This window comes from Streptomyces daqingensis (assembly GCF_014645895.1).
GTDB classification, from domain to species: domain Bacteria; phylum Actinomycetota; class Actinomycetes; order Streptomycetales; family Streptomycetaceae; genus Streptomyces; species Streptomyces daqingensis.
The window spans coordinates 105,787-125,254 of record NZ_BMMP01000014.1 but is presented as its reverse complement, the minus strand read 5'-3'; the positions used below and the strand labels follow the sequence as shown (position 1 = coordinate 125,254).

Here is a 19,468-nt window from a genome sequence, read left to right as displayed (position 1 = left end):
GTGCTCCCGCCTCCCCCGGGCGGGGGAGGAGCGTTCCTCCCGCGGGGGAGGCACGGCCCACCGGCGGGGGAGGCGCCCGGCGTCGTGCGTCGGCAGGCTTGCTGCCATGACCTGCATCGAAGCGAACGGACTCACCAAGGAGTACGGCGCCGTGCGTGCCGTCGACCGCGTCACCTTCTCCGTTGAACCGGGGAGGGTCACCGGCTTCCTCGGGCCCAACGGAGCCGGAAAGTCGACCGCCATGTGCCTCGTACTGGGGCTCTCACGTCCGACGGCGGGCACCGCAACCGTCGGGGGGCGGCCGTTCGCCGGCCTGGGGCAGCCGCTGCGGCACGTCGGAGCACTCCTGGACGCCCAGGCCGCGCACGGCTCCCGCACCGCCCGCGACCATCTCCTCACGCTCGCCGCTGCCAACCGCATCCCCGCCGCCCGGGCAGGCGAGGCGCTGGAGGAGACCGGTCTCGCCGGGGTCGCCCGGCGCAGGGTCAGGACGTTCTCGCTCGGCATGCGCCAGCGTCTCGGCATCGCTGCCGCACTGCTGGGCGATCCCGGCGTGCTCATGCTGGACGAGCCGTCGAACGGGCTCGACCCGGAGGGCATCATCTGGATCCGGGAGCTGCTGCGCCGCCTCGCTGCCGAGGGGCGCACCGTCCTCGTCTCCAGCCACCTGATGTCGGAGACCGCCTCGTACGCCGACCACCTGCTGGTGCTCGGCAAGGGCAGGCTGCTGGCGGACAGCCCGATGCGCGCCTTCATCGACGCCCACGTGCAGCCGCGCGTGCGGCTGCGTTCCACCGAACCGGAGCGGCTGCGCAGCGTCCTGCTCCGCGCCGGCTACGAACCCGAACTCGGCGAGGACGGACGCATGACTGTGCCGGGCGCCCGCGCGGCCCGCCTCGGTCCGCTCGCGGCCGAGGAGAACCTTCCCGTCCTCGAACTCGCCAACGACGAGGCCACGTTGGAAGAGGCCTATCTCGCACTCACCGCGGACGAGACCCAGTTCGCCGCCGCCCCTTCCGTACTCGCCCAGGAGGTCTGAGACATGTCCGCATCCACCGCCACGGCTGTACCGCCCGTATCAGCCGATCCGGTCGCGTCCTTCACGGCGGCTGCCAGGTCCGAGTGGGTCAAGGTCAGATCGCTGCGCTCGTCGGTGGGCTCGCTGCTGGCCGTCGTCGTCGCCACCGTCGGCATCGGCGCACTCGTCTGCGCTGTCGACGACGGGGGAGGGGACAGCGAGGCGGGATTCGACGCGCTGTTCGCCTCGTTCTACGGTCTCAACTTCGGTCAGATCGCCGCCATCGCCTTCGCCGTCACCGCGTTCTCCTCGGAGTTCCACAACGGAGCGCTGCGCGTCTCGCTGACCGCCGTGCCGCGCCGCGGAGTCTTCTACGCCGCGAAGACCGCCGTCGTGGGCGGACTCGTCCTGGCCGCGGGACTGGTCGCCGGGTTCGCCGCGTTCCTCGCGGGACAGCACCTCTTGGGCGCCAAGGGCCTCGAACTCTCCGATCTCGGGGCGCTGCGGGCATGCTTCGGAAGCGCCGTCTACCTGACGCTGATGGCGCTCTTCGCCTGCGGGCTGACAGCGCTGCTGCGCAGCGGCGTCGCGGTTCTGTCGATGCTGATCCCGTTCCTGCTGATCGTCCCCTTCGTCATGGGTGATCTCGCGGCGGGCGCCGCCGACTATCTGCCGGACAAGGCCGGCCAGTTGGTGCTCCAGCAGAACCCCGACAGCAGTCTGGGGCCGTGGACGGGTCTCGCCGTGACGGCCGTCTGGGCTCTCGCGGCCGTGGTCGCGGGCTGGGTCGCGGTGCGGCGGCGCGACGCCTGACGGGGCGCCACGTCAGGGTCAGAGGGGCGCGGAGCGTGGGCGCCCCCGGTGTCAGTGGCGGGCGGTTTACTGGCCACATGGCCGCGCCCGCCCGCAAGCAACACCTCGCCACGATCGACCTGTTACGCGCCCGCCCCTTCCCGGCGCGGCGCAGCAGGTCGGCCCGGGTGACCAGCGGTCCCGGCTACCACCTCGCGGACCTGGTGACGAGTGAGGAGTTCTGGGAGGACGACGGCACCGCACGGCTCGATGCGCTGGAGGAGTGCGAGGCGGAGTGCGGGGCACTGAGCGCCGTGCTGGCGGAGCGCTGGGGCGAGCCGCAGCAGATGAGCCTGTGGAGCACCCTCGTGCGGGGCGGCGAGGGGGTCCCGGTGCCGCAGCCTTGGCTCGAACTCAGCGCCGCCGCGGCCTGTTTGGAGCTGTGGCGTGCGGACGGGCGCTGGATAGCGCTGGCCGTCTGCCAGCAGGGCGCCGAACTGCCCTTCCAGCTCGTGGCGGCCGTCACCGTCAACGACCCTCCGTGAGAGGCGCGGCGGGCGGTGCGGGAAAGGACGGCTGGTCGATCACCCACAGCCACGTACCGTCCGGCTGCCGCCTGGCCACCTCGACGGTCGCGCCGCCGTCCGGCAGCACGACAGCGGTGAGGGCGAGGTCTCCGCTGCGCAACGCGGGCTGCTGCTCTCCTGGTTCGAAGCACGGTCGCCCGCTCAGGATCCGCTCGTAGGCGCGGCGGATCTCCTCGCTGCCTTCGGCCTGCCCTCCGTCCGGGAGCGCCATGACGGCTCCGGGTTCGTACAGCGACACCAGCCCGTCGACGTCGCCCGCGTTCAGCCGCTCGACGACGAGCCGGCTGAGGTCCTCCGGCCGGACGGCACGCTCGTGCGAACTCCTGCGCCCGGTGCCCATGTGCGCCTCCTTCGCCGGCGGCGGTGGTGTGCGGTGCCGTGCGAGAGACCCGCACGGCCGGCCCGGCCGATCCCCGCACCGGCCTCTGACATCCCGGAGGAGGCCGGCTCACGACATACGGCGCATCGCCGGCCGCGCGTCCGGAGCGCGCTCCTGTCAGCCGCCGGTTTCGCCGGACTCGGCGGCTTCCCGCAACCGTCCGAACTCCTCCGCCATCATCTGCGGAGTCCAGTGCGCGTTCAGGCCGGAGGGGTTGGGCAGCACCCACACCCGTGTGTCCCCTATCCGCCACTGCTGCGGCCCGACCTGGGCCTTCTTGTCCTCGAACGCCACCCGGTACGCGGTCACGCCCACCACCGCCAGCCAGCGGGGCCGCAGCTTGCGCACCTTCCCGGCCAGCAGCCTTCCGCCCGACCGGTACTCCTCGGCGTCGAGTTCGTCGGCGCGCGCCGACGCGCGCTGGACGACGTTGGTGATGCCCAGTCCGTACGTCAGCAACTCGCGTTCCTCGTCCGGCCGCAGTTGTCGCGGAGTGAAGCCGGAACTGTGCAGTACCGGCCAGAAGCGGTTGCCGGGACGGGCGAAGTGGTGCCCGGTAGCGGCGGACATCAGGCCGGGGTTGATGCCGCAGAACAGCACGCGGAGGCCGTCCGCCACCACGTCCGGTACGACCCGGTCGCGCGCTGCTTCCAGCTGCTCCCGGGTGAAACGCGGCGGACGCTCCCGCGGTGTCAGAGGATCGCTCCCGGCGAGTACGCGGCCGCTTCAGGGTGCCGCTTCGCGATCTCCTCGATACGGGCGACGACCTCTCCGACCTGCCCGGCCGCCGCGCCGGTGAACGCCAGCCGGTCGGCCATCAGTCCGTCGAGTTCCTCGCGGCGCAGCGGGATACGCTCGTCGGCCGCCAGGCGCTCCAGCAGCTCGTTGCGCTCGGCTCCCGCGCGCAGCGCCAGGGCGGACGCGACGGCGTGCTCCTTGATGACCTCGTGCGCGCTCTCCCGGCCGACCCCGGCGCGCACGGACGCCATCAGCACCTTCGTCGTGGCCAGGAAGGGAAGGTACCTGTCGAGTTCGCGCTCCACGACGGCCGGGAAGGCGCCGAACTCCTCCAGTACGGTCAGGAACGTCTCCACCAGCCCGTCGAAGGCGAAGAAGGCGTCGGGCAGCGCTACACGCCGCACCACCGAGCACGACACGTCGCCCTCGTTCCACTGGTCGCCCGCCAGCTCGCCGGCCATCGACGCGTAACCGCGCAGGATCACCATCAGGCCGTTCACGCGCTCGCACGAGCGGGTGTTCATCTTGTGCGGCATCGCCGAGGAGCCGACCTGGCCCTCTTTGAAGCCCTCGGTGACCAGTTCCTGGCCGGCCATGAGCCGGATCGTCTTCGCCAGCGACGAGGGCGCGCCGGCGAGCTGCACGAGCGTGCTCACGGCGTCGTAGTCCAGGGAGCGGGGGTAGACCTGCCCGACGGAGGTGAAGGCGTGCGCGAACCCGAGGTGCGCGGCGACCCGGCGCTCGAGTTCGGCGAGCCGCTGCTCGTCGCCGCCCAGCAGGTCGAGCATGTCCTGGGACGTGCCGACGGGTCCCTTGATGCCGCGCAGCGGATAGCGGGCGAGGAGTTCGGTCAACCGCCCGTAGGCGACGAGCAGTTCGTCGGCGGCAGTCGCGAACCGCTTGCCGAGCGTCGTCGCCTGCGCCGCCACGTTGTGCGAGCGTCCGGCGATCACGGTCCCGGCGTGTTCGCCTGCCAGGCGCCCCAGCCGCGCCAGGAGAGCGACCGTACGGTCCCGGACAAGTTCCAGGGAGGAGCGGATCTGCAGCTGCTCGACGTTCTCCGTCAGGTCGCGTGACGTCATGCCCTTGTGCACGTGCTCGTGGCCCGCGAGCGCGTTGAACTCCTCGATGCGGGCCTTCACATCGTGCCGCGTGACCTTCTCCCGCTCCGCGATGGAGGCCAGGTCGACGACGGTGAGGACACGCTCGTAGGCCGCCAGCGCCTCTTCCGGGACGTCGACGCCGAGGTCGCGCTGTGCCCGGAGCACCGCGAGCCACAGCCGCCGCTCCAGCACCACCTTCTCCTCGGGCGACCACAGGCGGGCGAACTCGGCCGAGGCGTAGCGGTTGGCCAGGACGTTCGGGATGCGGGGCTTATCAGTCACACCGCCAGATTCTACGGGGGTCCTCGGGCGCGCCCCTACGGGGTGTCCTCGCAGGCCAGGGACGCCAGCTCGGGCCTCTTGGGTGCCCGGCCGTCGCCGCTGGAACGGCCGGTCAGACGCCGCCCTATCCACGGCAGCAAGTACTCGCGGGCGAAGGCCGCGTCGGCGCGCCGGCGAGTCGTCCACGACGGCACGGGTGTGGGCTCCAGCGGCGTGCGCCAGTCGGACTCCGCGGGGTGGCCCAGGCGCTGCCACACGGCCTCGGCGACGCGGCGGTGCCCCTCGCCGGTCAGGTGCAGCCGGTCCTCGGCCCACATCCGGGGATCACTCAGCGTCTCCGCGGAGTAGAGGTCGACGACGACGGCCCCGTGCTCGGCCGCCAGCTCGTCGATGCAGGAGAACAGCTGCTCCATGCGGCTCCGGTAGCGCTCCAGCACCGGCCCGCGGCGGCCGGGGCTGCGCATCAGCACCAGCTGCCCGCAGTTGGGGGCGAGCTTCGCCACCGACTCCTCCAGCAGCCCGCGGACCCTGCCCATGTCGCACTTGGGGCGCAGCGTGTCGTTGAGGCCTCCGACCAGCGTGACCAGGTCGGCGCCCATGGCCGCCGCGAGGTCGACCTGCTCGGCGGCGATCTGGCCGATGAGCTTGCCGCGCACGGCGAGGTTGGCGTAGCGGAAGCCGGGGTCGCGGGCGGCCAGCCGTGCGGCGAGCAGGTCGGCCCAGCCGCGGTACGTGCCGTCCGGCAGCCGGTCCGACATGCCCTCGGTGAAGGAGTCCCCGAGGGCCACGAAGCTGCTGATCGCGGGAGCGTTGGCGGTTTCGGTCACGGTCGGTCATCGTATCCGGTTGCTTCAGGCGACTTGTCGCCCGGTCGCCGCTGAGCCGGCCCACCCACGGCGGGGAGGGCCCGGCTCGTCAGCGCGACTCCTCCGCCGGGCTCTGGTGCACCAGCTCCCGCAGCACGTCCTCCATGGTGACGACGCCCTCCGTGCGGCCGCCGCCCTCACCCATGACCGCGGCCAGGTGCGTACGGCTGGACCGCATGGCGCCGAGCACGTCGTCCAGCGGCATCGACGCCCGCACCCGCGCGATGGGGCGCAGCGCCGTGGCGGGGAAGGCGGCATCGCGGGGGATGGCGTCCAGGGCGTCCTTCACGTGCAGGTAGCCCAGGGCACGTCCCCTGCTGTCCACGACGGGGAAGCGCGAGAAGCCGGAACTGGCCGAGAGCTGCTCCAGCTCCTCGGGAGTGACGCCCAGTCGCGCGGCCACCACCCGCTCCGTGGGCCGTGCGACCTCGCCCACGGGGCGCCGGCCGAGCTCCAGGGCGTCGCGCAGCCGCTCGGTCGCCCGGTCGTCGATGAGGCCGGCCTCGCTGGAGTCGGCGACCATCTGGGCGAGTTCGTCGTCGGAGAACGTCGACTCGACCTCGTCCTTGGGCTCGACCTTGAGCAGTTTCAGCAGGGTGTTGGCGAAGGCGTTGATGGTGAAGATCACCGGCTTCAGCGTCTTCGACAGCGCGACCAGCGGCGGGCCCAGAAGCAGCGCCGTCCGCTCGGGCGCGGCCAGCGCGATGTTCTTCGGGACCATCTCGCCGAGCAGCATGTGCGCGTACGTCGCCAGCGTCAGGGCGAGGATGAAGGAGATGAGCCCCGCGTAGCCCGAGCCGAGGCCCAACAGGTGGAACAGCGGCTCCAGCAGGTGCTCCACGGCCGGCTCGGCCACCACCCCCAGTACCAGCGTGCACAGCGTGATCCCGAGCTGGGCGGCGGCGAGCAGCGCCGAGACGTGCTCCAGGCCCCACATGACGCTCCGTGCGCGCCGGTCGCCCTCCTCGGCGAGCGGCTCGATCTGCGCCCGGCGCACCGAGATCAGGGAGAACTCGGCGCCCACGAAGAACGCGTTGGCCACCAGCGTCAGCAGGCCCACGAACAACTGGACCGCGGTCACCGGCCGTCCTCCCCTTCGGTCTCGTCTTCGTCCTCGTCCGTGTCCGGCGGCGCCGTCAGCTGCACGCGGGCGGCCCGGCGTCCGCGCGCGTCGACGACCTCGATGTGCCAGCCGGCCACGTCGGCGGTGTCGCCCCGCAGGGGGATGCGCCCCAGCTCGGTCGCGACCAGACCGGCCAGCGTCTCGTACGGGCCCTCCGGGGCGCGCATCCCGATCGCGGCGAGCTGGTCGGTGCGGGTGGCGCCGTCCGCGTCGAAGATGCGCCGGCCGTCGACGTCGGTGCCTGCCGGGGCCAGGTCCGGGGGTTCCTGCGGATCGTGCTCGTCGCGGACCTCGCCGACGACCTCCTCGATGATGTCCTCCAGCGTGACGACGCCGGCCGTGCCCCCGTACTCGTCGATGACGACGGCGATGCTGCGGTCGCCTCCGGGCATCCGGTCCAGCAGCCGGTCGACCGTCAGCGACTCCGGCACGAGAAGCGGCTCGCGCATCAGCTCCGTCACCGGGTAGCGCATCCGCTCCTCGGCGGGCACGGCCAGCACGTCCTTGATCCGTACGATGCCGACGACGGTGTCCAGGCTGCCCCGCACCACCGGGAAACGGGAGAGCCCGGTCGCGCGCGTGGCGTTGGCGACGTCCTCGGCGTTGGCCTGCACGTCGAGGAAGGTGACCTGCACCCGCGGGGTCATCACGTTCTCCGCCGTCAGCTCAGCCAGATGCAGCGTCCGCACGAACAGGTCCGCCGTGTCCGGCTCCAGCGCCCCCTCCTTGGCGGAGTGGCGGGCCAGCGCCACGAGTTCACGCGGCGAACGCGCCGAGGCGAGCTCCTCCGTGGGCTCCAGACCCATCAGGTGCAGCATGCGGTTCGCCGTGTTGTTCAGATGCCTGATCAGCGGCCGGAACGCCGCGGAGAACAGGCGCTGCGGGGTGGCGACGGCCTTGGCGATGGGCATCGGGCGGGAGATGGCCCAGTTCTTGGGGACCAGCTCGCCGACGACCATCAGCACGACGGTGGACAGGGCGGTGCCGATGACGAGCGCCGCCGAGGAGGCCGCCGACGCCGGCACGCCGATCGTCTCCAGCGGGCCCGTGATCAGCCGCGCGATCGACGGTTCTGCGAGCATGCCGACGACGAGGTTCGTGACGGTGATGCCCAGCTGCGCCCCCGAAAGCTGGAAGGTCAGGGACTTCACCGCCTGCATGGCGCTCTGCGCGCCCCGCTCGCCGTTCTGGACGGCGCGCTCGAGATCGGCGCGTTCGACAGTGGTCAGGGAGAACTCCGCGGCGACGAACGCTCCGCATGCCAGTGACAGCAGCAGCGCCACCAGGAGGAACAGCACCTCGGTCATCGTGCCGCCTCCGCGCGGGAACGGCCGAGGGAACGGTCGGTGGGGGAGTGGGCCGGGCGGCGTCTGCGGCCGTGCGGCGAGCTGTCGGGAGGGTCGCCCATGGGCGGACTCTCACACCTTTCGGTCAGGGCTGCCCCGGCCCGGGGGCGGGGTGGCGGTGACGGGAACCGGCCGACGCTGGTCGCGATCGTGACGGCGGCTGTTCATGGTAGACGGGCAGGGTGCGCAGCGAGTTCCCCGCCCCGAGCCGCCGTATGCCCGGCACGGGACGTCCCGCACCACGGGGGTGGCTCCGGTGTCGGTGGGACGGCTCTCCGGCCGCGGGCTGGAGGGCCCCTGGCGTCGGGTGGGACGTCGCAGGCGCCTCGGCCCGGACTCAGCGGTGTAGCGGTGCCAGTCCGCCGCGAACCGGGGGCATCCGGCATCCGCCTCGGCCAGCCCGGAGGCGCTCCCTCACCTCGCCCGCGTCCCACGTGGCGACGTCCACGGCATCACCGTAGCGGGGCTCGACCGGGCGGAGGTCCGGGGTCCGTCCGGCGGGGACCTGCCGGGCGGGCACACCGCCCCCTGGCCGGTGCTAGCGCATGAGTGCTAGCGTGGTGGTGTGGCCAAGACACAGCTGAACGTCCGGGTGGACGAGTCGACCGCGGAGACGGCGCGAGAGCGCGCCCTGGCGCGGGGGGTGAGTGTGAACCGCTACATCGAGGAGCTGGTCGAGCGGGACGCCGGCGAAGTGGGGCACACCTTCGTCGAAGCGGCCTCCGACTTCATGAAGAGCTACGAATCACTCTTCGCCGAGGAGTTTCCCGAACCCGGCCGCTCCGGCCGCCGCGGAGGCGAGGGCCGTCCGCGTACGTGACTCTCCGCATCGATCTCGCCTGGCTGCTCATGGTCGCCGAGGCGAAGGCCCCGGGCGACCCCCTCGTGTCCGACTACGGCGCTCTCGTGGCCGCGGTCAGCAGGCATGAAGCCGCCATATTCGACCGCCCCGTCTACGCCGAACCGCACGACCGTGCCGCCTCTCTCCTCCAACTGCTCCTGCACGTGCCCGCGTTGGAGCGCGGCAACGCTCTCTTCGCGTCCGCCGTCGCCTACGCGTACCTCGTCGCCAGCGGTCTGAAGGTGACGACCTCGCCCGAGAAGATCCGCGACCTCGCCCGGCTGGTCAAGAGCGGTGAGGCGGGCGTCAGGGACATCGCCGCCGAGCTGCGCACCTGGACGCAGTGACTCCGCGGTGCCGCCCGGCGGCTGCCGCTCGGCGCAACGCGCGCCAGCCGCACGGCACTTCGGCCGCTGAGGTGCGTCCGCAGTACCGCGGGACGAGGCGCGGACATGCCCGCGGTCCGCTCTGCTGCTGCGCGCGGCCGGGATCTGTCCCGGCGGTTGCGGTTCGTTTACGCTGTCGCTCGCTCGAACAGCGAGCGGCCCGCGCCGCGTTGCCCGCGAGCGGAGAACGGGTCCGACAAGGGGGAGAGCCGGCATGTCCGAGCCGGGCGGTGGCCGTTCCGACGTCCCGCCGACGAGCGGGGGACAGCACGTGCCATGGCTCCCACCTCCCCAGCCGTGCCGACCACTTGGGGCCGGCGATCCGGTGGAGGAGGGCCCGTACCGGCTTGAGGGAGTGCTGGGCGAGGGCGGGATGGGGCGCGTCTATCTCGGGCGCACGCCTGCCGGAAGCGCGGTGGCCGTCAAGGTCGTGCAACGCGAGTACGCGGGCGACGCGTCGTTCCGCAGGCGCTTCGCGCAGGAGGTGGCGGCGGCCCGAAGAGTCCAAGGGCTCTACACGGTGCCGGTGGTCGACGCGGACCTGCAGGCCGACGAGCCGTGGCTGGCCACTGTGTACGTTCCCGGGCCCTCGTTGCAGTACGCGGTGGCCGAGGGCGGACCGCTGCCCGCCGACGCCGCGTTGGGGCTGGTGGCCAGGGTGGCCGAGGCGCTGCAGTCCATCCACGCGGCCGGGGTGATCCACCGCGATCTGAAACCGTCGAACATCCTCCTCACCGGCGACGGGCCCAAGGTCATCGACTTCGGGATCGCCCGCGCCGCGGACGTCGCGTCGGTGACCGGCACCGGCATGCGGACCGGAACTCCGGCGTACATGGCTCCCGAGTACATCAGGGGACAGGACGTCACCGAGGCCGTCGACGTGTTCGCCCTCGGAGTCGTCGCACACTTCGCCGCCACCGGACGGCTCGCCTTCGGCGGCGGCAACCACCACGGCGTCACCTACCGCATTCTCGAACAGGCGCCGGATCTCGACGGCTGCCCCGGACCCGTACGAGCCGTCGCGGCCGCCTGCCTGGAGAAGGACCCCTGCCGGCGGCCTACTCCCGCCGAAGTCATCGAGCGGTGCCTCCAGAGCCCTGTCGAGGGCACCGCGGACGCCCCCACACAGGCCGCACCGTCGCAGGCGGCGCCCGTCACCCTCGTCTCGCCCGGGAGGCCGGACTCGCCTGACGCCGACACCGTTCCCGCCGCGTCCCCGCCGTCGTCCCGGCCCAGCGGCCGCCACGCGCCCGCCGCTCCAGCCGCTCCCGCGACGACACCCGACCCGGACGGTTCGCCCGCCGCTCCCCGTCCCGCTCGCCGGGCCGAACCGGCCCCGCGACGGCCCGGACGACCCGGACAGCTCGGCAGAGCCGGAGCCGTGGTCTTCGTTCTCAGTGCCGTCCTGGGAGGCGTCCTTCTTCCTGGGCGTTCCGACGGCAGTGAAACGGCATCGGCCGGACTGGTCATCGGAATCGTGGTCCTGGCCGTCGGAGCCGTCGTGATAGCCGTCGCCCTATCCCGAAGCTCCGCCGCCCGTGACGAGACCGGAAGGATGCGTGACGGGAAGCGATGACCACACCCGCCAGGCAGAGCCGGACACCGACAGGAACACGACCAGGAAGACAACCGCAGGGACTTGCGTGTCGTCAGGTGCGTGCTGCGTCCCAGAGTCCCAGCCCCTGCCGGGCGTGACGGACCGGTCCCACACGGGACGGCACGGCCTCAAGGCCGCCGTGCGCTGCCCAGTACGTGGAACGAGGACGGGAACACCGGCCCCTCCGCGGGTACGAGGAGGCGCCTGAACGAGACGTCGGCGAACCCGGCCGTCCCGATGTCGCCGACGGGGTCCCGGCCCGTGTGGCAGCCGCCGAACAGCATCGGCCACACCGTGCGGTCCAGCAGGCGCTGGAGCCGCATCATCGAGCGCCGGCCCTCCGCCGACCCGTGCTCGTAGAAGCGTAGTTCGCCGCCCGGCCGCAGTACGCGGCGCAACTCGGCGAGCGCCGCGGGCACGTCCGGAAGCGAGCAGAGGACCAGTGAGCAGACAGCCGCGTCGCACGACTCGTCCGGCAGGGGCAACGCTTCCGCGCTGCCCGGCACCACCTCTACCGGCACCGGCGCCTGCGATGCCGCCGCCGTGGCCGACTTCCGCAGATGGGGCTCTGGTTCGACCGCGACCACCCGGGAGACCGCGGAGGGGTAGCGGGAGAAGTTGAGCCCGTTACCCGGCCCGATCTCGACGACCTGACCCGACAGGCCCGCCAGCAGCTCCGCCCGGTGGGCGCCCACACCGGCTCGCACGTCCGCGGTCTCGCTGAGACGTGTGTAGAACCGGGCGAAGACCGGGCGGTTGACGGAGCGGTGCGAGCGCCCTGCGTCCTGTGGGGTCATGAGTCGGGTCCTTCCGTGGAGACCGTCCCGAAAGCTGTGTCGAAGACCGATTCTCCCGGAGGATCGCGCGGTCCGAAGACCGCGGACACGCCGACTGCGCCGCGACGGACCACAGGCGACGCGGGCACGGGGCGTCAGGCGAGTCCGGGAGGAAGGAAGCCGCCCTTGCCGCCCAGCTCGGGAGAGAGCCAACTCGCGGCAGCCGCACGGAACTCGGCGGGATCCATGGTGCCCGCGCCCTGCGGCACCGCTCCGAGGAGAGCGGCCCCCGCCGCGCGCGGCAGGTCCTCGACGTTGCAGCGGGACGCCAGGTCGGGAGCGTCCGGCATGCTGCCGATCACCACACCCGCGGTGTGCAGGCTCCGCGTGCGCAGCGCTTCAGCCGTCAGCGCGGTCGCGTTGAGGGTGCCGAGGCCCGCCTCGGCCACGACCAGCACGGGGGCGGAGAGCATGCCGGCCACGTCGGCGAGCGTGGCGCCGCGCGCGTCGAGGTGAACCAGCAGTCCGCCGGCGCCCTCGACGAGCACGAGCTGGTGACGTGCCGCCAACTCCTGTGCCGCCGCGGCGACTTCCTCCGGACGCACGGACGGCAGCCCGGACCTCCGAGCCGCCGTGGCGGGCGCCAGCGGCTCGGGGTAGCGGGCGAGTTCCACCCCCGTGACGGCTTCCCCGGCGAGGCGCCGCACCTCCGCCACGTCACCTGCTTCGGTCTCCGCGACGCCGGTCTGGGCGGGTTTGAGCACCGCGACCGAGCGGCCCGCCGCGAGGCCCGCGGCGGCCATCGCCGCGGTGGTCACCGTCTTGCCGACGCCGGTGCCCGTGCCGGTGACGACCACGACTCCCCTCATGCGCTCAACCCTCCGCCGCCGCGGCGCACATGGCCGCGCAGATCCGCTCCACGTCCTCGTCGCCCGTCACGTACGGGGGCATCGCATAGACCATGTCGCGGAAGGGGCGCAGCCACACGCCCGCGCGTGCGGCGGCCCGGGTGGCGCGCTCCATGTCGACCTCGTGGTCGAGCTGCACCACTCCGATCGCCCCCAGGACACGTGTCTCCCGCACGCCGGGGATCCCTGCCGCCTCGGCCAGCCCCGACTTCAACCCGCCCTCGATGCGGCGCACTTCACCCGCCCAGTCGCCTTCGAGGAGCAGCCCCACGGAGGCGTCCGCGACAGCGGCGGCGAGCGGGTTGCCCATGAACGTGGGACCGTGCGCGAGGACGGGCACCTCGCCGCGCGAGATCCCCTCGGCTACCCGCGGGGTGCACAGCGTGGCGGCCATCGTGAGGTAGCCGCCCGTCAGGGCCTTGCCCAGGCACATCACGTCGGGAACGATCCCGGCGTGCTCGGCGGCGAACAGGGAGCCCGTCCGCCCGAAGCCGGTGGCGATCTCGTCGAGCACCAGCAGTACGTTGTGCTCGTCGCACGCCTCCCGCAAGGCCCGTACGTACGCGGGGGAGTGGAAGCGCATGCCGCCCGCGCCCTGCACCACCGGTTCCACGATCACGGCCGCCAGTTCGTCGGCATGACGGGCGACCGTGTCCCGCAGGTGGCGCAGATACTCCTCGTCGGGCGGGGCGTCGAAGCCGGACGGCGGCGCCGAGGCGAAGACCTGGCGGGGCAGCACCCCCGACCACAGCTCGTGCATCCCGCCGTCGGGGTCGCACACCGACATGGGCTGCCAGGTGTCGCCGTGGTAGCCGCCGCGCCACGTCATCAGACGCCGCTTGCCGCCGCGTCCCTGCGAACGCCAGTACTGCAGGCACATCTTGACGGCGACCTCGACCGACACGGACCCGGAGTCCGCGAGGAAGACGTGCTCCAGACCCTCGGGCGTGACGTCGACGAGCCGCTTCGCCAGCCGCACGGCCGGCTCGTGCGTGAGCCCGCCGAACATGACGTGGCTCATCCGCTCCAGCTGCCGGTGCGCCGCCTCGTTGAGTACGGGGTGGTTGTAGCCGTGCACGGCCGACCACCACGAGGCCATCCCGTCGACCAGCTCCCGCTGCCCGCAGAACTCCTCGGCCAGCCGCAGCCGCACACCCGCGGCCGACTCCACCAGCAGCGGCTCCGAGCGGCCCGGCATGGGGCCGTAGGGATGCCACACGTGCTGTCGGTCGAGTGCGAGCAACTCCTCATGCGTCATGGGTGGTTCACCTTGCCGGTCGCCGCTGCCGCTCCGTCACGCATTGGGCGGCAGCGCGGTGCCGGCGCCGCGCCTGCGCACCGAGACCAGCTCCTCCGAGCGGTGCTCCGGGAGCGTCGTGGTGCCGGCGCCCTCCACCTCGAAGCCGGCATCCGCGATCATGTCGAGGTCGGCCTGGCCGGCCTGGCCCTCGCTGGTCAGGTAGTCGCCCAGGAAGATGGAGTTGACGACGTGCAGCGCGAGCGGCTGCAGCGAGCGCAGATGCACCTCGCGGCCGCCGGCGAGCCGCACCTCCGCGTCCGGGCAGACGAAGCGGACCATCGCGAGGATGCGCATGGCCCGCTGGGGCGTGAGGTTCCACTCGTCCGCGAGAGGCGTCCCGTCGAAGGGGATGAGGAAGTTGACCGGGACGGAGTCCGGATCCAGCTCCCGCAGGGAGAAGACGACGTCGACCAGGTCCTCGTCGCTCTCGCCCATCCCCGCGATCAGCCCCGAGCACGCGGAGAGGCCCGCGGTCTGCGCCTGACGGACCGTCTCCCGCCGGTCCTCGAAAGTGTGGGTGGTGCAGATGTCCTTGTAGGTCTCTTCCGAGGTGTTGAGGTTGTGGTTGTAGGCGTCGGCGCCGGCGGCCTGCAGCCGGTCGGCCTGCCCCTCGGAGAGCAGCCCCAGGCAGGCGCACACCTCGACGTCCGCGTGCTCGTCCTTGATGGCCGAGATGGTCTGCGAGACGCGATCGACGTCCCGGTCGGTGGGGCCGCGGCCGCTGGCGACCAGGCAGACCCGCTTCGCGCCGCCCTTGAGGCCCGCCGCGGCGGCCGACGCCGCCTCCTCCGGCTTGAGCCACGTGTACTTGAGGATCTCCGCCTTCGACCCCAGACGCTGGGAGCAGTACGAGCAGTCCTCGGGGCACAGCCCGGACTTGAGGTTGACCAGATAGTTCAGCTTCACTCGCCGCCCGAACCAGTGCCGCCGCACCTTCCCGGCGGCGGCGACGACGTCGAGCAACTCGTCGTCGGAGGTCTCCAAAACAGCGCGTGCCTCTTCACGGGTCGGCAGTTCGCGCCGCAGCCCCTTCTCAACGAGCGTCTTCAGCAGGTCCATGGTGCCGATCCTTGCTGATCTCCCCGCTCAGAGCCAAGGAGAAGGGTCACAACATTGGCCGGGGCGGGTGTGTGTATCGCCACACCGCGAGGCACCGTGCGAGCGGCTACCGTCTATGGACCGCCTACAAACGCCCCCGGTGGTGCGCCCGGCGACGCCCCCTGCCTCACACCCGTTCACGGACACTAGGACGCCGCATGCAAGAGGAGTCCCGCACGCCCTCGGACCCGCAGGGCGAGCCCCGTCCGCGGGCCGTCCGGCGCGACCCGTTCGCTTGGCTCGACGAGGCCCGCCTCTCGCGTGAATGCGCGGGCCTCGTACGGACGTTGCGGCACCGCCCCGCCGACTCGGAGCTGCTGGACCTGGCGGGCAACGACTACCTCGGCCTCACCCGCCACCCCGAGGTGACCGGCGCGGCGGCCGGCGCCGCCCGCCTCTGGGGCGCCGGCTCAACCGGCTCTCGGCTCGTGACCGGCTCCACCGCCCTGCACGCCGAACTCGAGGCGGAACTCGCCCGGTTCTGCGGATTCGAAGCGGCACTGGTGGTCTCGTCCGGGTACGCGGCGAATCTCGCGGCGCTGACCGCGCTCACCGGCCGCGGCGGCCTCGTCGTCTCCGACGCCGGCAACCACGCCTCCCTCATCGACGGCTGCCGCCTCTCCCGCGCGGAGACGGTCGTCGTCCCCCACGCGGTGCCCGACGCCGTGGCGAAGGCGCTGGACGGGCACGCCGGGGACGCCCTCGCCGTGACCGACACGGTCTTCTCCGTCGACGGGGACGCCGCGCCGCTGGCCGCCCTGCACGAGGTCTGCGGCGAGCACGGCGCCGCGCTGCTCGTGGACGACGCACACGGCCTGGGCGTCGTCGGCGAGGGCGGACGCGGCGCCGTGCACGCCGCCGGGATCGCGGGCACGGAGGGAGTGGTCGCCACGGTCACCCTCTCCAAGGCTCTCGGCAGCCAGGGCGGCGCGATCCTGGGCCCCGCCCGGGTGATCGGCCACCTCGTCGACACGGCGCGCACCGTCATCTTCGACACCGGCCTCGCACCGGCCGCCACGGGCGCCGCCCTCGCGGCCCTCCGCCTGCTGCGCCGCGAGCCCGAGCGGGCGGTCCGCGTCCGTAGCGCCGCGGCCCGGCTGCACGGGGAGCTGTCCGCGGCGGGACTGCGCCCCGCGCACCCGGACGCCGCCGTCGTCTCGGTGCGCGCCCCCTCGCCGGGTGCGGCCGTGCGCTGGGCCGCGGACTGCCGCGCGGCCGGGCTGCAGGTGGGCTGCTTCCGCCCGCCCTCGGTGCCGGACGGAATCTCCCGCTTGCGCCTGACCGCACGCGCCGACCTCAGCGACGCCCAGCTGGCCGCCGCCGTCGCCACGATCGTGCGTACCGCCCCGGAGGGAGCGGCCGGCTGAGGCGCCTTCCGGGACGGGCTCCGGGCCTCCCGGCACCGGCTCCTGTCCGGAGTCCAGGGGCCAGGGGCCCGGGCTGCCGGGGCTCCGCAGCTCCAGACTCCGGGCGCTGCGCGTCCCGCGACGGGCGCCGCCCGCGTCCTCACCTGCCGCGGGAGAGGGGCGGCAGGGTCACGCGAGCCGCACGACGCTCACCGTCCAGCACGCGCAGGGCTGTTGCCAGCGTCGTGCCGTGCAGCTCGCTCTCGCCCCGCTCGTGCATCAGCGCCAAGGCGTCGCGCAGGGACGACGCCTTGCCCACAAGCGCCTGCGCCGCGCGCAGCCTGCCGTAAGTGTCCCCGGACCGCGCCGGGTTGATCCGGCCCAGCAGGTCGAGCACCTCCAGGTAGCCGTCGACGACTTTCCCCTCCGCCTGTGTCAGCGCGGGCAGCGGCGGCAGTTCGGGCGGCCACACCGCGCTCACCCCCCGCCCTGCCCGGGCGCGGCGGTCCTGCGACTGACCGTGAGCCGGTCGATCAGCCCGTATTCCGCCGCCTGACCGGCGTCGAGGACCGTCTCCCGCTCCAGGTCGGCCCGCACAGTGCCCGGCGGCTGCCCGGTATGGCGTACGTACATCTCCTCCAGCCGTTCGCGGGTGCGCGTCAACTCCCTTGCGTGGACGGCCAGATCGTCGGCCTGGCCCTGCAGCGCCTCAGTCACGTGCGGTTGGTCGAGGACGATGCGGGCGCTGGGCAGCGCCATGCGCTTGCCGGGCGTGCCGGCGGCGAGGAGCACCGAGGCCACCGGTCCCGCCTGGCCGAGGCACACGGTCTCGATGTCGCAGCAGACGTACCGCATCGTGTCGTAGACGGCGCTCATCGCGCTGAACGAGCCGCCGGGGGAGTTGATGTAGAGCGAGATGTCCCGCTCCGGCGCCGCCGCCTCCAGCTGGATGAGCTGGGCCATCACGTCGTTCGCCGCGGTGTCGTCGATCTGCGTGCCGAGGAAGACGATCCGCTCGCCGAGCAGCTTGGAGTACGGGTCCAGCGTCCGGGTCCCGTTGCTCGTCCGTTCGCTCAGCTCCGGCAGGACGTAGCGGGCTGTGGGTCTGTGCGGCATGGCGTCACCTCTCGTGGTCGGCCCTTCCTGTAAAAAATGTACAGGATGTACGTGACGTTATGCTGGAGCCATGACCTACGAGATTCCGGTGACGCAAGCGCGCGCCGCCCTCGCCGACCTGATCAACCGTGTGGTCTACGGCAGCGAGCGCGTGGTGGTGACCCGGCACGGCAAGCCGCTGGTCGCGCTCGTCTCGGCCGCTGACCTGGACAGACTCCGGGAGATGGACGAAGCGGCAGAGGAAGGCGTCATCAGCACCTTCTCGAGCGTCCGCGAGAGTCCGTCGTCCTCCGCGGGCGAACGCCACCGCTTCGGCATCGCCGCGGAACACAGCGGCCCGGCCGCCGGTGACAGGCGGCCGGGCCGGGAGAGCTGAACTTCAGGAGCGGCGGAGGCTCCTGAGAAGCCGACTCACCGCCGCGCGGCGGTGGTCGGGGCGTGCGGCGTCAGGAGCTGAGCTGCCACACGGCGTGCGCGATCCCGTCGGTGTGCAGGTCGAGCGCCTTCTCGTTGATGTTCGAGGTGTCGTCGCACTCCGAGTGGTAGCACTTGTCGTAGGACTCGCCGGCCTTGCCGTCCCACTTCTGCGCCTGCTCCTCGGACATGGTGTCCCCGGCGCCGGTGAAGGTACCGCCGACGGTGACGCCCGCAGCGGCGAACGAGGCGTGGTCGCTGCGGCCGTTGACCTCCGAGGAGGTCTCCGTCTCGATGTTCTTCTCCTTGAAGTAGTCGTTGAAGATCCCCTGGACCGTCGCGTCGTCGTCGTAGACGAAGTGACCGGCGTTGGGGGAGCCGATCATGTCGAAGTTGAGGTAGGTGGAGATCTTCTCCGTGTCGGCCCCGAGGCTGTCGACGTAGTGCTGCGAGCCGACCAGACCCAGCTCCTCGGCGTCCCACCAGGCGAACCGCAGGTGCTTCTTGGGCTCCAGCTTCGCGTCGGCGACGGCGAGGGCCACCTCGAGGATGCCGGCGGAGCCCGAGCCGTTGTCGTTGACGCCCGCGCCGCTCTCGACGGAGTCGAGGTGCGAGCCGACCATCACGGTCTCGTCCTCGGAGCCGCCCGGCCAGTCGGCGACGAGGTTCATGCCGCCCCCGTCGAACTCCTGGACCTTGGTCTCGAATCCGGCCTTGTCCAGCTTGCCCTTGATGAACTCGACGGACGCCTTGTAGCCGGGCTGGCCGTGCGCCCGGTTGCCGCCGTTGGCCTCGGCGATGGACTGCAGTTCCTTCAGGTCCTGCTGGACGTCGGCGACGTTGATGTCGGGAGCCGCGGCGGCGGACTCGTCGAGGGCGCCGTAGGCCCCGGTCGCCCCGAGGAGTGAGGCGGCCAGTGCGGCGCTGGCGGACGCGGCTATGAGGGTACGGCGCTTCGCTGTGCGGTTCACAGGGACTCCGATGATGTGGGGGGTTCGAAGTTACTGACGGGTGTGACTTGCACATGAGAATCCTCGTGATCCCTGCGTGGAGTCAAGGGCGTTTGCTGTACGGGACGTTGCGTCATGCGAGGAGCACGGAGCGCAGGGGCAGGTCCGCGCGCCCGGCGCACACCCTCTGAACTGCCGTTATGCCGGGACGGGTTGAGCGCCCGGGGGTGTGCGGCGCGGATGCGCGGCCGATCGCACTGCGTTCCTCGTCACGGCCCGCGCGGCCACTGCCCATCCCGCGCGGCGGGCGCTGAGTCCCGTACGCGCCCGCGGGGCGCCGGGGACGCCGGGGCATGCCGGGACCGGACGGGGAGGTCCATCGGCGGGCGGGGGAGATTGCCGCCCGGCTTCCGGGCAACTCCCCGCGGCCGTACCGGACTTCGACAGCCGCCCTCCCGCAGGCGCGTCGCGCCCGGCTCCGTCCCGCCGTCCTCCCCTTGTC

Annotated in this window: 20 protein-coding genes and 1 pseudogene; 8 read left to right on the top strand and 13 right to left on the bottom strand. The window is 72.5% G+C overall.

The annotated features are described in order from the left end of the window. Positions 1–106 precede the first annotated feature (106 nt). From IEY56_RS20885 to IEY56_RS20875, 3 genes are all read left to right on the top strand, one after another. The gene (locus tag IEY56_RS20885; protein WP_189038795.1) at positions 107–1,039 is read left to right on the top strand and encodes an ABC transporter ATP-binding protein; all 933 of its coding nucleotides are present in this window, start codon (positions 107–109) and stop codon (positions 1,037–1,039) included. 3 nt (positions 1,040–1,042) lie between these two features. Continuing rightward, on the top strand, positions 1,043–1,831 hold the full coding sequence (locus IEY56_RS20880; protein ID WP_229712076.1) for an ABC transporter permease: 789 nt from the start codon (positions 1,043–1,045) through the stop codon (positions 1,829–1,831). Between the two features lie 77 nt (positions 1,832–1,908). Continuing rightward, positions 1,909–2,355 carry a hypothetical protein gene (locus IEY56_RS20875; protein ID WP_189038794.1) on the top strand — a complete coding sequence of 149 codons (447 nt, stop codon included), beginning with the start codon at positions 1,909–1,911 and terminating at the stop codon, positions 2,353–2,355. Here the strand turns inward: IEY56_RS20875 and IEY56_RS20870 are convergent. The 6 genes from IEY56_RS20870 to IEY56_RS20845 all read right to left on the bottom strand — a co-directional run bounded on the left by IEY56_RS20870 (position 2,339) and on the right by IEY56_RS20845 (position 8,195). Continuing rightward, complete coding sequence (locus tag IEY56_RS20870) at positions 2,339–2,737, bottom strand: YybH family protein (protein WP_189038793.1); 399 nt, start codon at positions 2,735–2,737, stop codon at positions 2,339–2,341. The genes IEY56_RS20875 and IEY56_RS20870 overlap by 17 nt on opposite strands. A 156-nt stretch (positions 2,738–2,893) precedes the next feature. Further along, entirely contained in the window at positions 2,894–3,397 is a 504-nt protein-coding gene (mug, locus tag IEY56_RS20865) for a G/U mismatch-specific DNA glycosylase (RefSeq protein WP_229712075.1), read from the bottom strand. 71 nt (positions 3,398–3,468) lie between these two features. Then, positions 3,469–4,899 (bottom strand): adenylosuccinate lyase, encoded by a 1,431-nt coding sequence (gene purB / locus IEY56_RS20860; RefSeq protein ID WP_189038792.1) that lies wholly within the window; start codon positions 4,897–4,899, stop codon positions 3,469–3,471. 35 nt (positions 4,900–4,934) lie between these two features. After that, positions 4,935–5,657, bottom strand: coding sequence for an SGNH/GDSL hydrolase family protein (locus tag IEY56_RS20855; protein ID WP_189038874.1), 723 nt, complete (start codon positions 5,655–5,657; stop codon positions 4,935–4,937). Between the two features lie 157 nt (positions 5,658–5,814). Then, positions 5,815–6,846: a hemolysin family protein gene (locus IEY56_RS20850; protein WP_189038791.1), complete on the bottom strand. Its 1,032-nt coding sequence runs from the start codon at positions 6,844–6,846 to the stop codon at positions 5,815–5,817. Beyond that, positions 6,843–8,195 (bottom strand): hemolysin family protein, encoded by a 1,353-nt coding sequence (locus IEY56_RS20845; RefSeq protein ID WP_189038790.1) that lies wholly within the window; start codon positions 8,193–8,195, stop codon positions 6,843–6,845. Before IEY56_RS20845 ends, IEY56_RS20850 begins: the two co-directional genes overlap by 4 nt. Positions 8,196–8,799: 604 nt before the next feature. On the opposite strand from IEY56_RS20845, the gene IEY56_RS20840 reads away from it, so the two are divergent. The 3 genes and pseudogenes from IEY56_RS20840 to IEY56_RS20830 form a co-directional block, all read left to right on the top strand. After that, positions 8,800–9,054: a hypothetical protein gene (locus IEY56_RS20840; RefSeq protein ID WP_045866363.1), complete on the top strand. Its 255-nt coding sequence runs from the start codon at positions 8,800–8,802 to the stop codon at positions 9,052–9,054. Between the two features lie 29 nt (positions 9,055–9,083). Continuing rightward, positions 9,084–9,422: a hypothetical protein gene (locus IEY56_RS20835; protein ID WP_045866455.1), complete on the top strand. Its 339-nt coding sequence runs from the start codon at positions 9,084–9,086 to the stop codon at positions 9,420–9,422. A 253-nt stretch (positions 9,423–9,675) separates the two neighbouring features. Beyond that, positions 9,676–10,540: pseudogene (locus IEY56_RS20830) on the top strand (serine/threonine-protein kinase); the annotation flags it as partial. Between the two features lie 646 nt (positions 10,541–11,186). Here the strand turns inward: IEY56_RS20830 and IEY56_RS20825 are convergent. The 4 genes from IEY56_RS20825 to bioB form a co-directional block, all read right to left on the bottom strand. Beyond that, the gene (locus IEY56_RS20825; RefSeq protein ID WP_189038788.1) at positions 11,187–11,855 is read right to left on the bottom strand and encodes a class I SAM-dependent methyltransferase; all 669 of its coding nucleotides are present in this window, start codon (positions 11,853–11,855) and stop codon (positions 11,187–11,189) included. A 134-nt stretch (positions 11,856–11,989) separates the two neighbouring features. After that, positions 11,990–12,703, bottom strand: coding sequence for a dethiobiotin synthase (gene bioD, locus IEY56_RS20820; protein ID WP_189038787.1), 714 nt, complete (start codon positions 12,701–12,703; stop codon positions 11,990–11,992). A gap of 4 nt (positions 12,704–12,707) precedes the next feature. Further along, the gene (locus IEY56_RS20815) at positions 12,708–14,000 is read right to left on the bottom strand and encodes an adenosylmethionine--8-amino-7-oxononanoate transaminase (RefSeq protein WP_189038786.1); all 1,293 of its coding nucleotides are present in this window, start codon (positions 13,998–14,000) and stop codon (positions 12,708–12,710) included. Between the two features lie 36 nt (positions 14,001–14,036). Next, entirely contained in the window at positions 14,037–15,101 is a 1,065-nt protein-coding gene (bioB, locus tag IEY56_RS20810) for a biotin synthase BioB (protein ID WP_189038785.1), read from the bottom strand. Between the two features lie 197 nt (positions 15,102–15,298). Here bioB and IEY56_RS20805 point away from each other — a divergent pair, with 197 nt between their 5' ends. Further along, positions 15,299–16,507, top strand: a complete 1,209-nt coding sequence (locus IEY56_RS20805; RefSeq protein ID WP_189038784.1) for an 8-amino-7-oxononanoate synthase — start codon at positions 15,299–15,301, stop codon at positions 16,505–16,507. A gap of 139 nt (positions 16,508–16,646) precedes the next feature. On the opposite strand, the gene IEY56_RS20800 is transcribed toward IEY56_RS20805, so the two are convergent. Together IEY56_RS20800 and IEY56_RS20795 are read right to left on the bottom strand one after the other, a co-directional pair. Continuing rightward, positions 16,647–16,958: a hypothetical protein gene (locus IEY56_RS20800; protein ID WP_189038873.1), complete on the bottom strand. Its 312-nt coding sequence runs from the start codon at positions 16,956–16,958 to the stop codon at positions 16,647–16,649. A 5-nt stretch (positions 16,959–16,963) separates the two neighbouring features. Then, a complete protein-coding gene (locus tag IEY56_RS20795; RefSeq protein WP_189038783.1) occupies positions 16,964–17,602 on the bottom strand; it encodes an ATP-dependent Clp protease proteolytic subunit in 639 nt (212 codons plus the stop codon). Between the two features lie 70 nt (positions 17,603–17,672). Here IEY56_RS20795 and IEY56_RS20790 point away from each other — a divergent pair, with 70 nt between their 5' ends. Continuing rightward, positions 17,673–17,978: a type II toxin-antitoxin system Phd/YefM family antitoxin gene (locus IEY56_RS20790; protein WP_189038782.1), complete on the top strand. Its 306-nt coding sequence runs from the start codon at positions 17,673–17,675 to the stop codon at positions 17,976–17,978. 70 nt (positions 17,979–18,048) lie between these two features. Here IEY56_RS20790 and IEY56_RS20785 read toward each other — a convergent pair whose 3' ends face one another. Continuing rightward, positions 18,049–18,987 (bottom strand): M28 family peptidase, encoded by a 939-nt coding sequence (locus IEY56_RS20785; RefSeq protein WP_229712074.1) that lies wholly within the window; start codon positions 18,985–18,987, stop codon positions 18,049–18,051. Between the last annotated feature and the right edge of the window lie 481 nt (positions 18,988–19,468).

What these genes read in the sequence shown, in the direction of transcription:
- IEY56_RS20835 (WP_045866455.1), top strand. Translation starts at nt 9,084, where the DNA reads ATGGTCGCCGAGGCGAAGGCCCCGGGCGACCCCCTCGTGTCCGACTAC.
- IEY56_RS20815 (WP_189038786.1), bottom strand. Translation starts at nt 14,000, where the DNA reads ATGACGCATGAGGAGTTGCTCGCACTCGACCGACAGCACGTGTGGCAT.
- bioD (WP_189038787.1), bottom strand. Translation starts at nt 12,703, where the DNA reads ATGAGGGGAGTCGTGGTCGTCACCGGCACGGGCACCGGCGTCGGCAAG.
- IEY56_RS20885 (WP_189038795.1), top strand. Translation starts at nt 107, where the DNA reads ATGACCTGCATCGAAGCGAACGGACTCACCAAGGAGTACGGCGCCGTG.
- IEY56_RS20875 (WP_189038794.1), top strand. Translation starts at nt 1,909, where the DNA reads ATGGCCGCGCCCGCCCGCAAGCAACACCTCGCCACGATCGACCTGTTA.
- IEY56_RS20845 (WP_189038790.1), bottom strand. Translation starts at nt 8,195, where the DNA reads ATGACCGAGGTGCTGTTCCTCCTGGTGGCGCTGCTGCTGTCACTGGCA.
- IEY56_RS20790 (WP_189038782.1), top strand. Translation starts at nt 17,673, where the DNA reads ATGACCTACGAGATTCCGGTGACGCAAGCGCGCGCCGCCCTCGCCGAC.
- IEY56_RS20805 (WP_189038784.1), top strand. Translation starts at nt 15,299, where the DNA reads ATGCAAGAGGAGTCCCGCACGCCCTCGGACCCGCAGGGCGAGCCCCGT.
- IEY56_RS20855 (WP_189038874.1), bottom strand. Translation starts at nt 5,657, where the DNA reads ATGTCGGACCGGCTGCCGGACGGCACGTACCGCGGCTGGGCCGACCTG.
- IEY56_RS20880 (WP_229712076.1), top strand. Translation starts at nt 1,043, where the DNA reads ATGTCCGCATCCACCGCCACGGCTGTACCGCCCGTATCAGCCGATCCG.
- IEY56_RS20870 (WP_189038793.1), bottom strand. Translation starts at nt 2,737, where the DNA reads ATGGGCACCGGGCGCAGGAGTTCGCACGAGCGTGCCGTCCGGCCGGAG.
- IEY56_RS20795 (WP_189038783.1), bottom strand. Translation starts at nt 17,602, where the DNA reads ATGCCGCACAGACCCACAGCCCGCTACGTCCTGCCGGAGCTGAGCGAA.
- IEY56_RS20825 (WP_189038788.1), bottom strand. Translation starts at nt 11,855, where the DNA reads ATGACCCCACAGGACGCAGGGCGCTCGCACCGCTCCGTCAACCGCCCG.
- bioB (WP_189038785.1), bottom strand. Translation starts at nt 15,101, where the DNA reads ATGGACCTGCTGAAGACGCTCGTTGAGAAGGGGCTGCGGCGCGAACTG.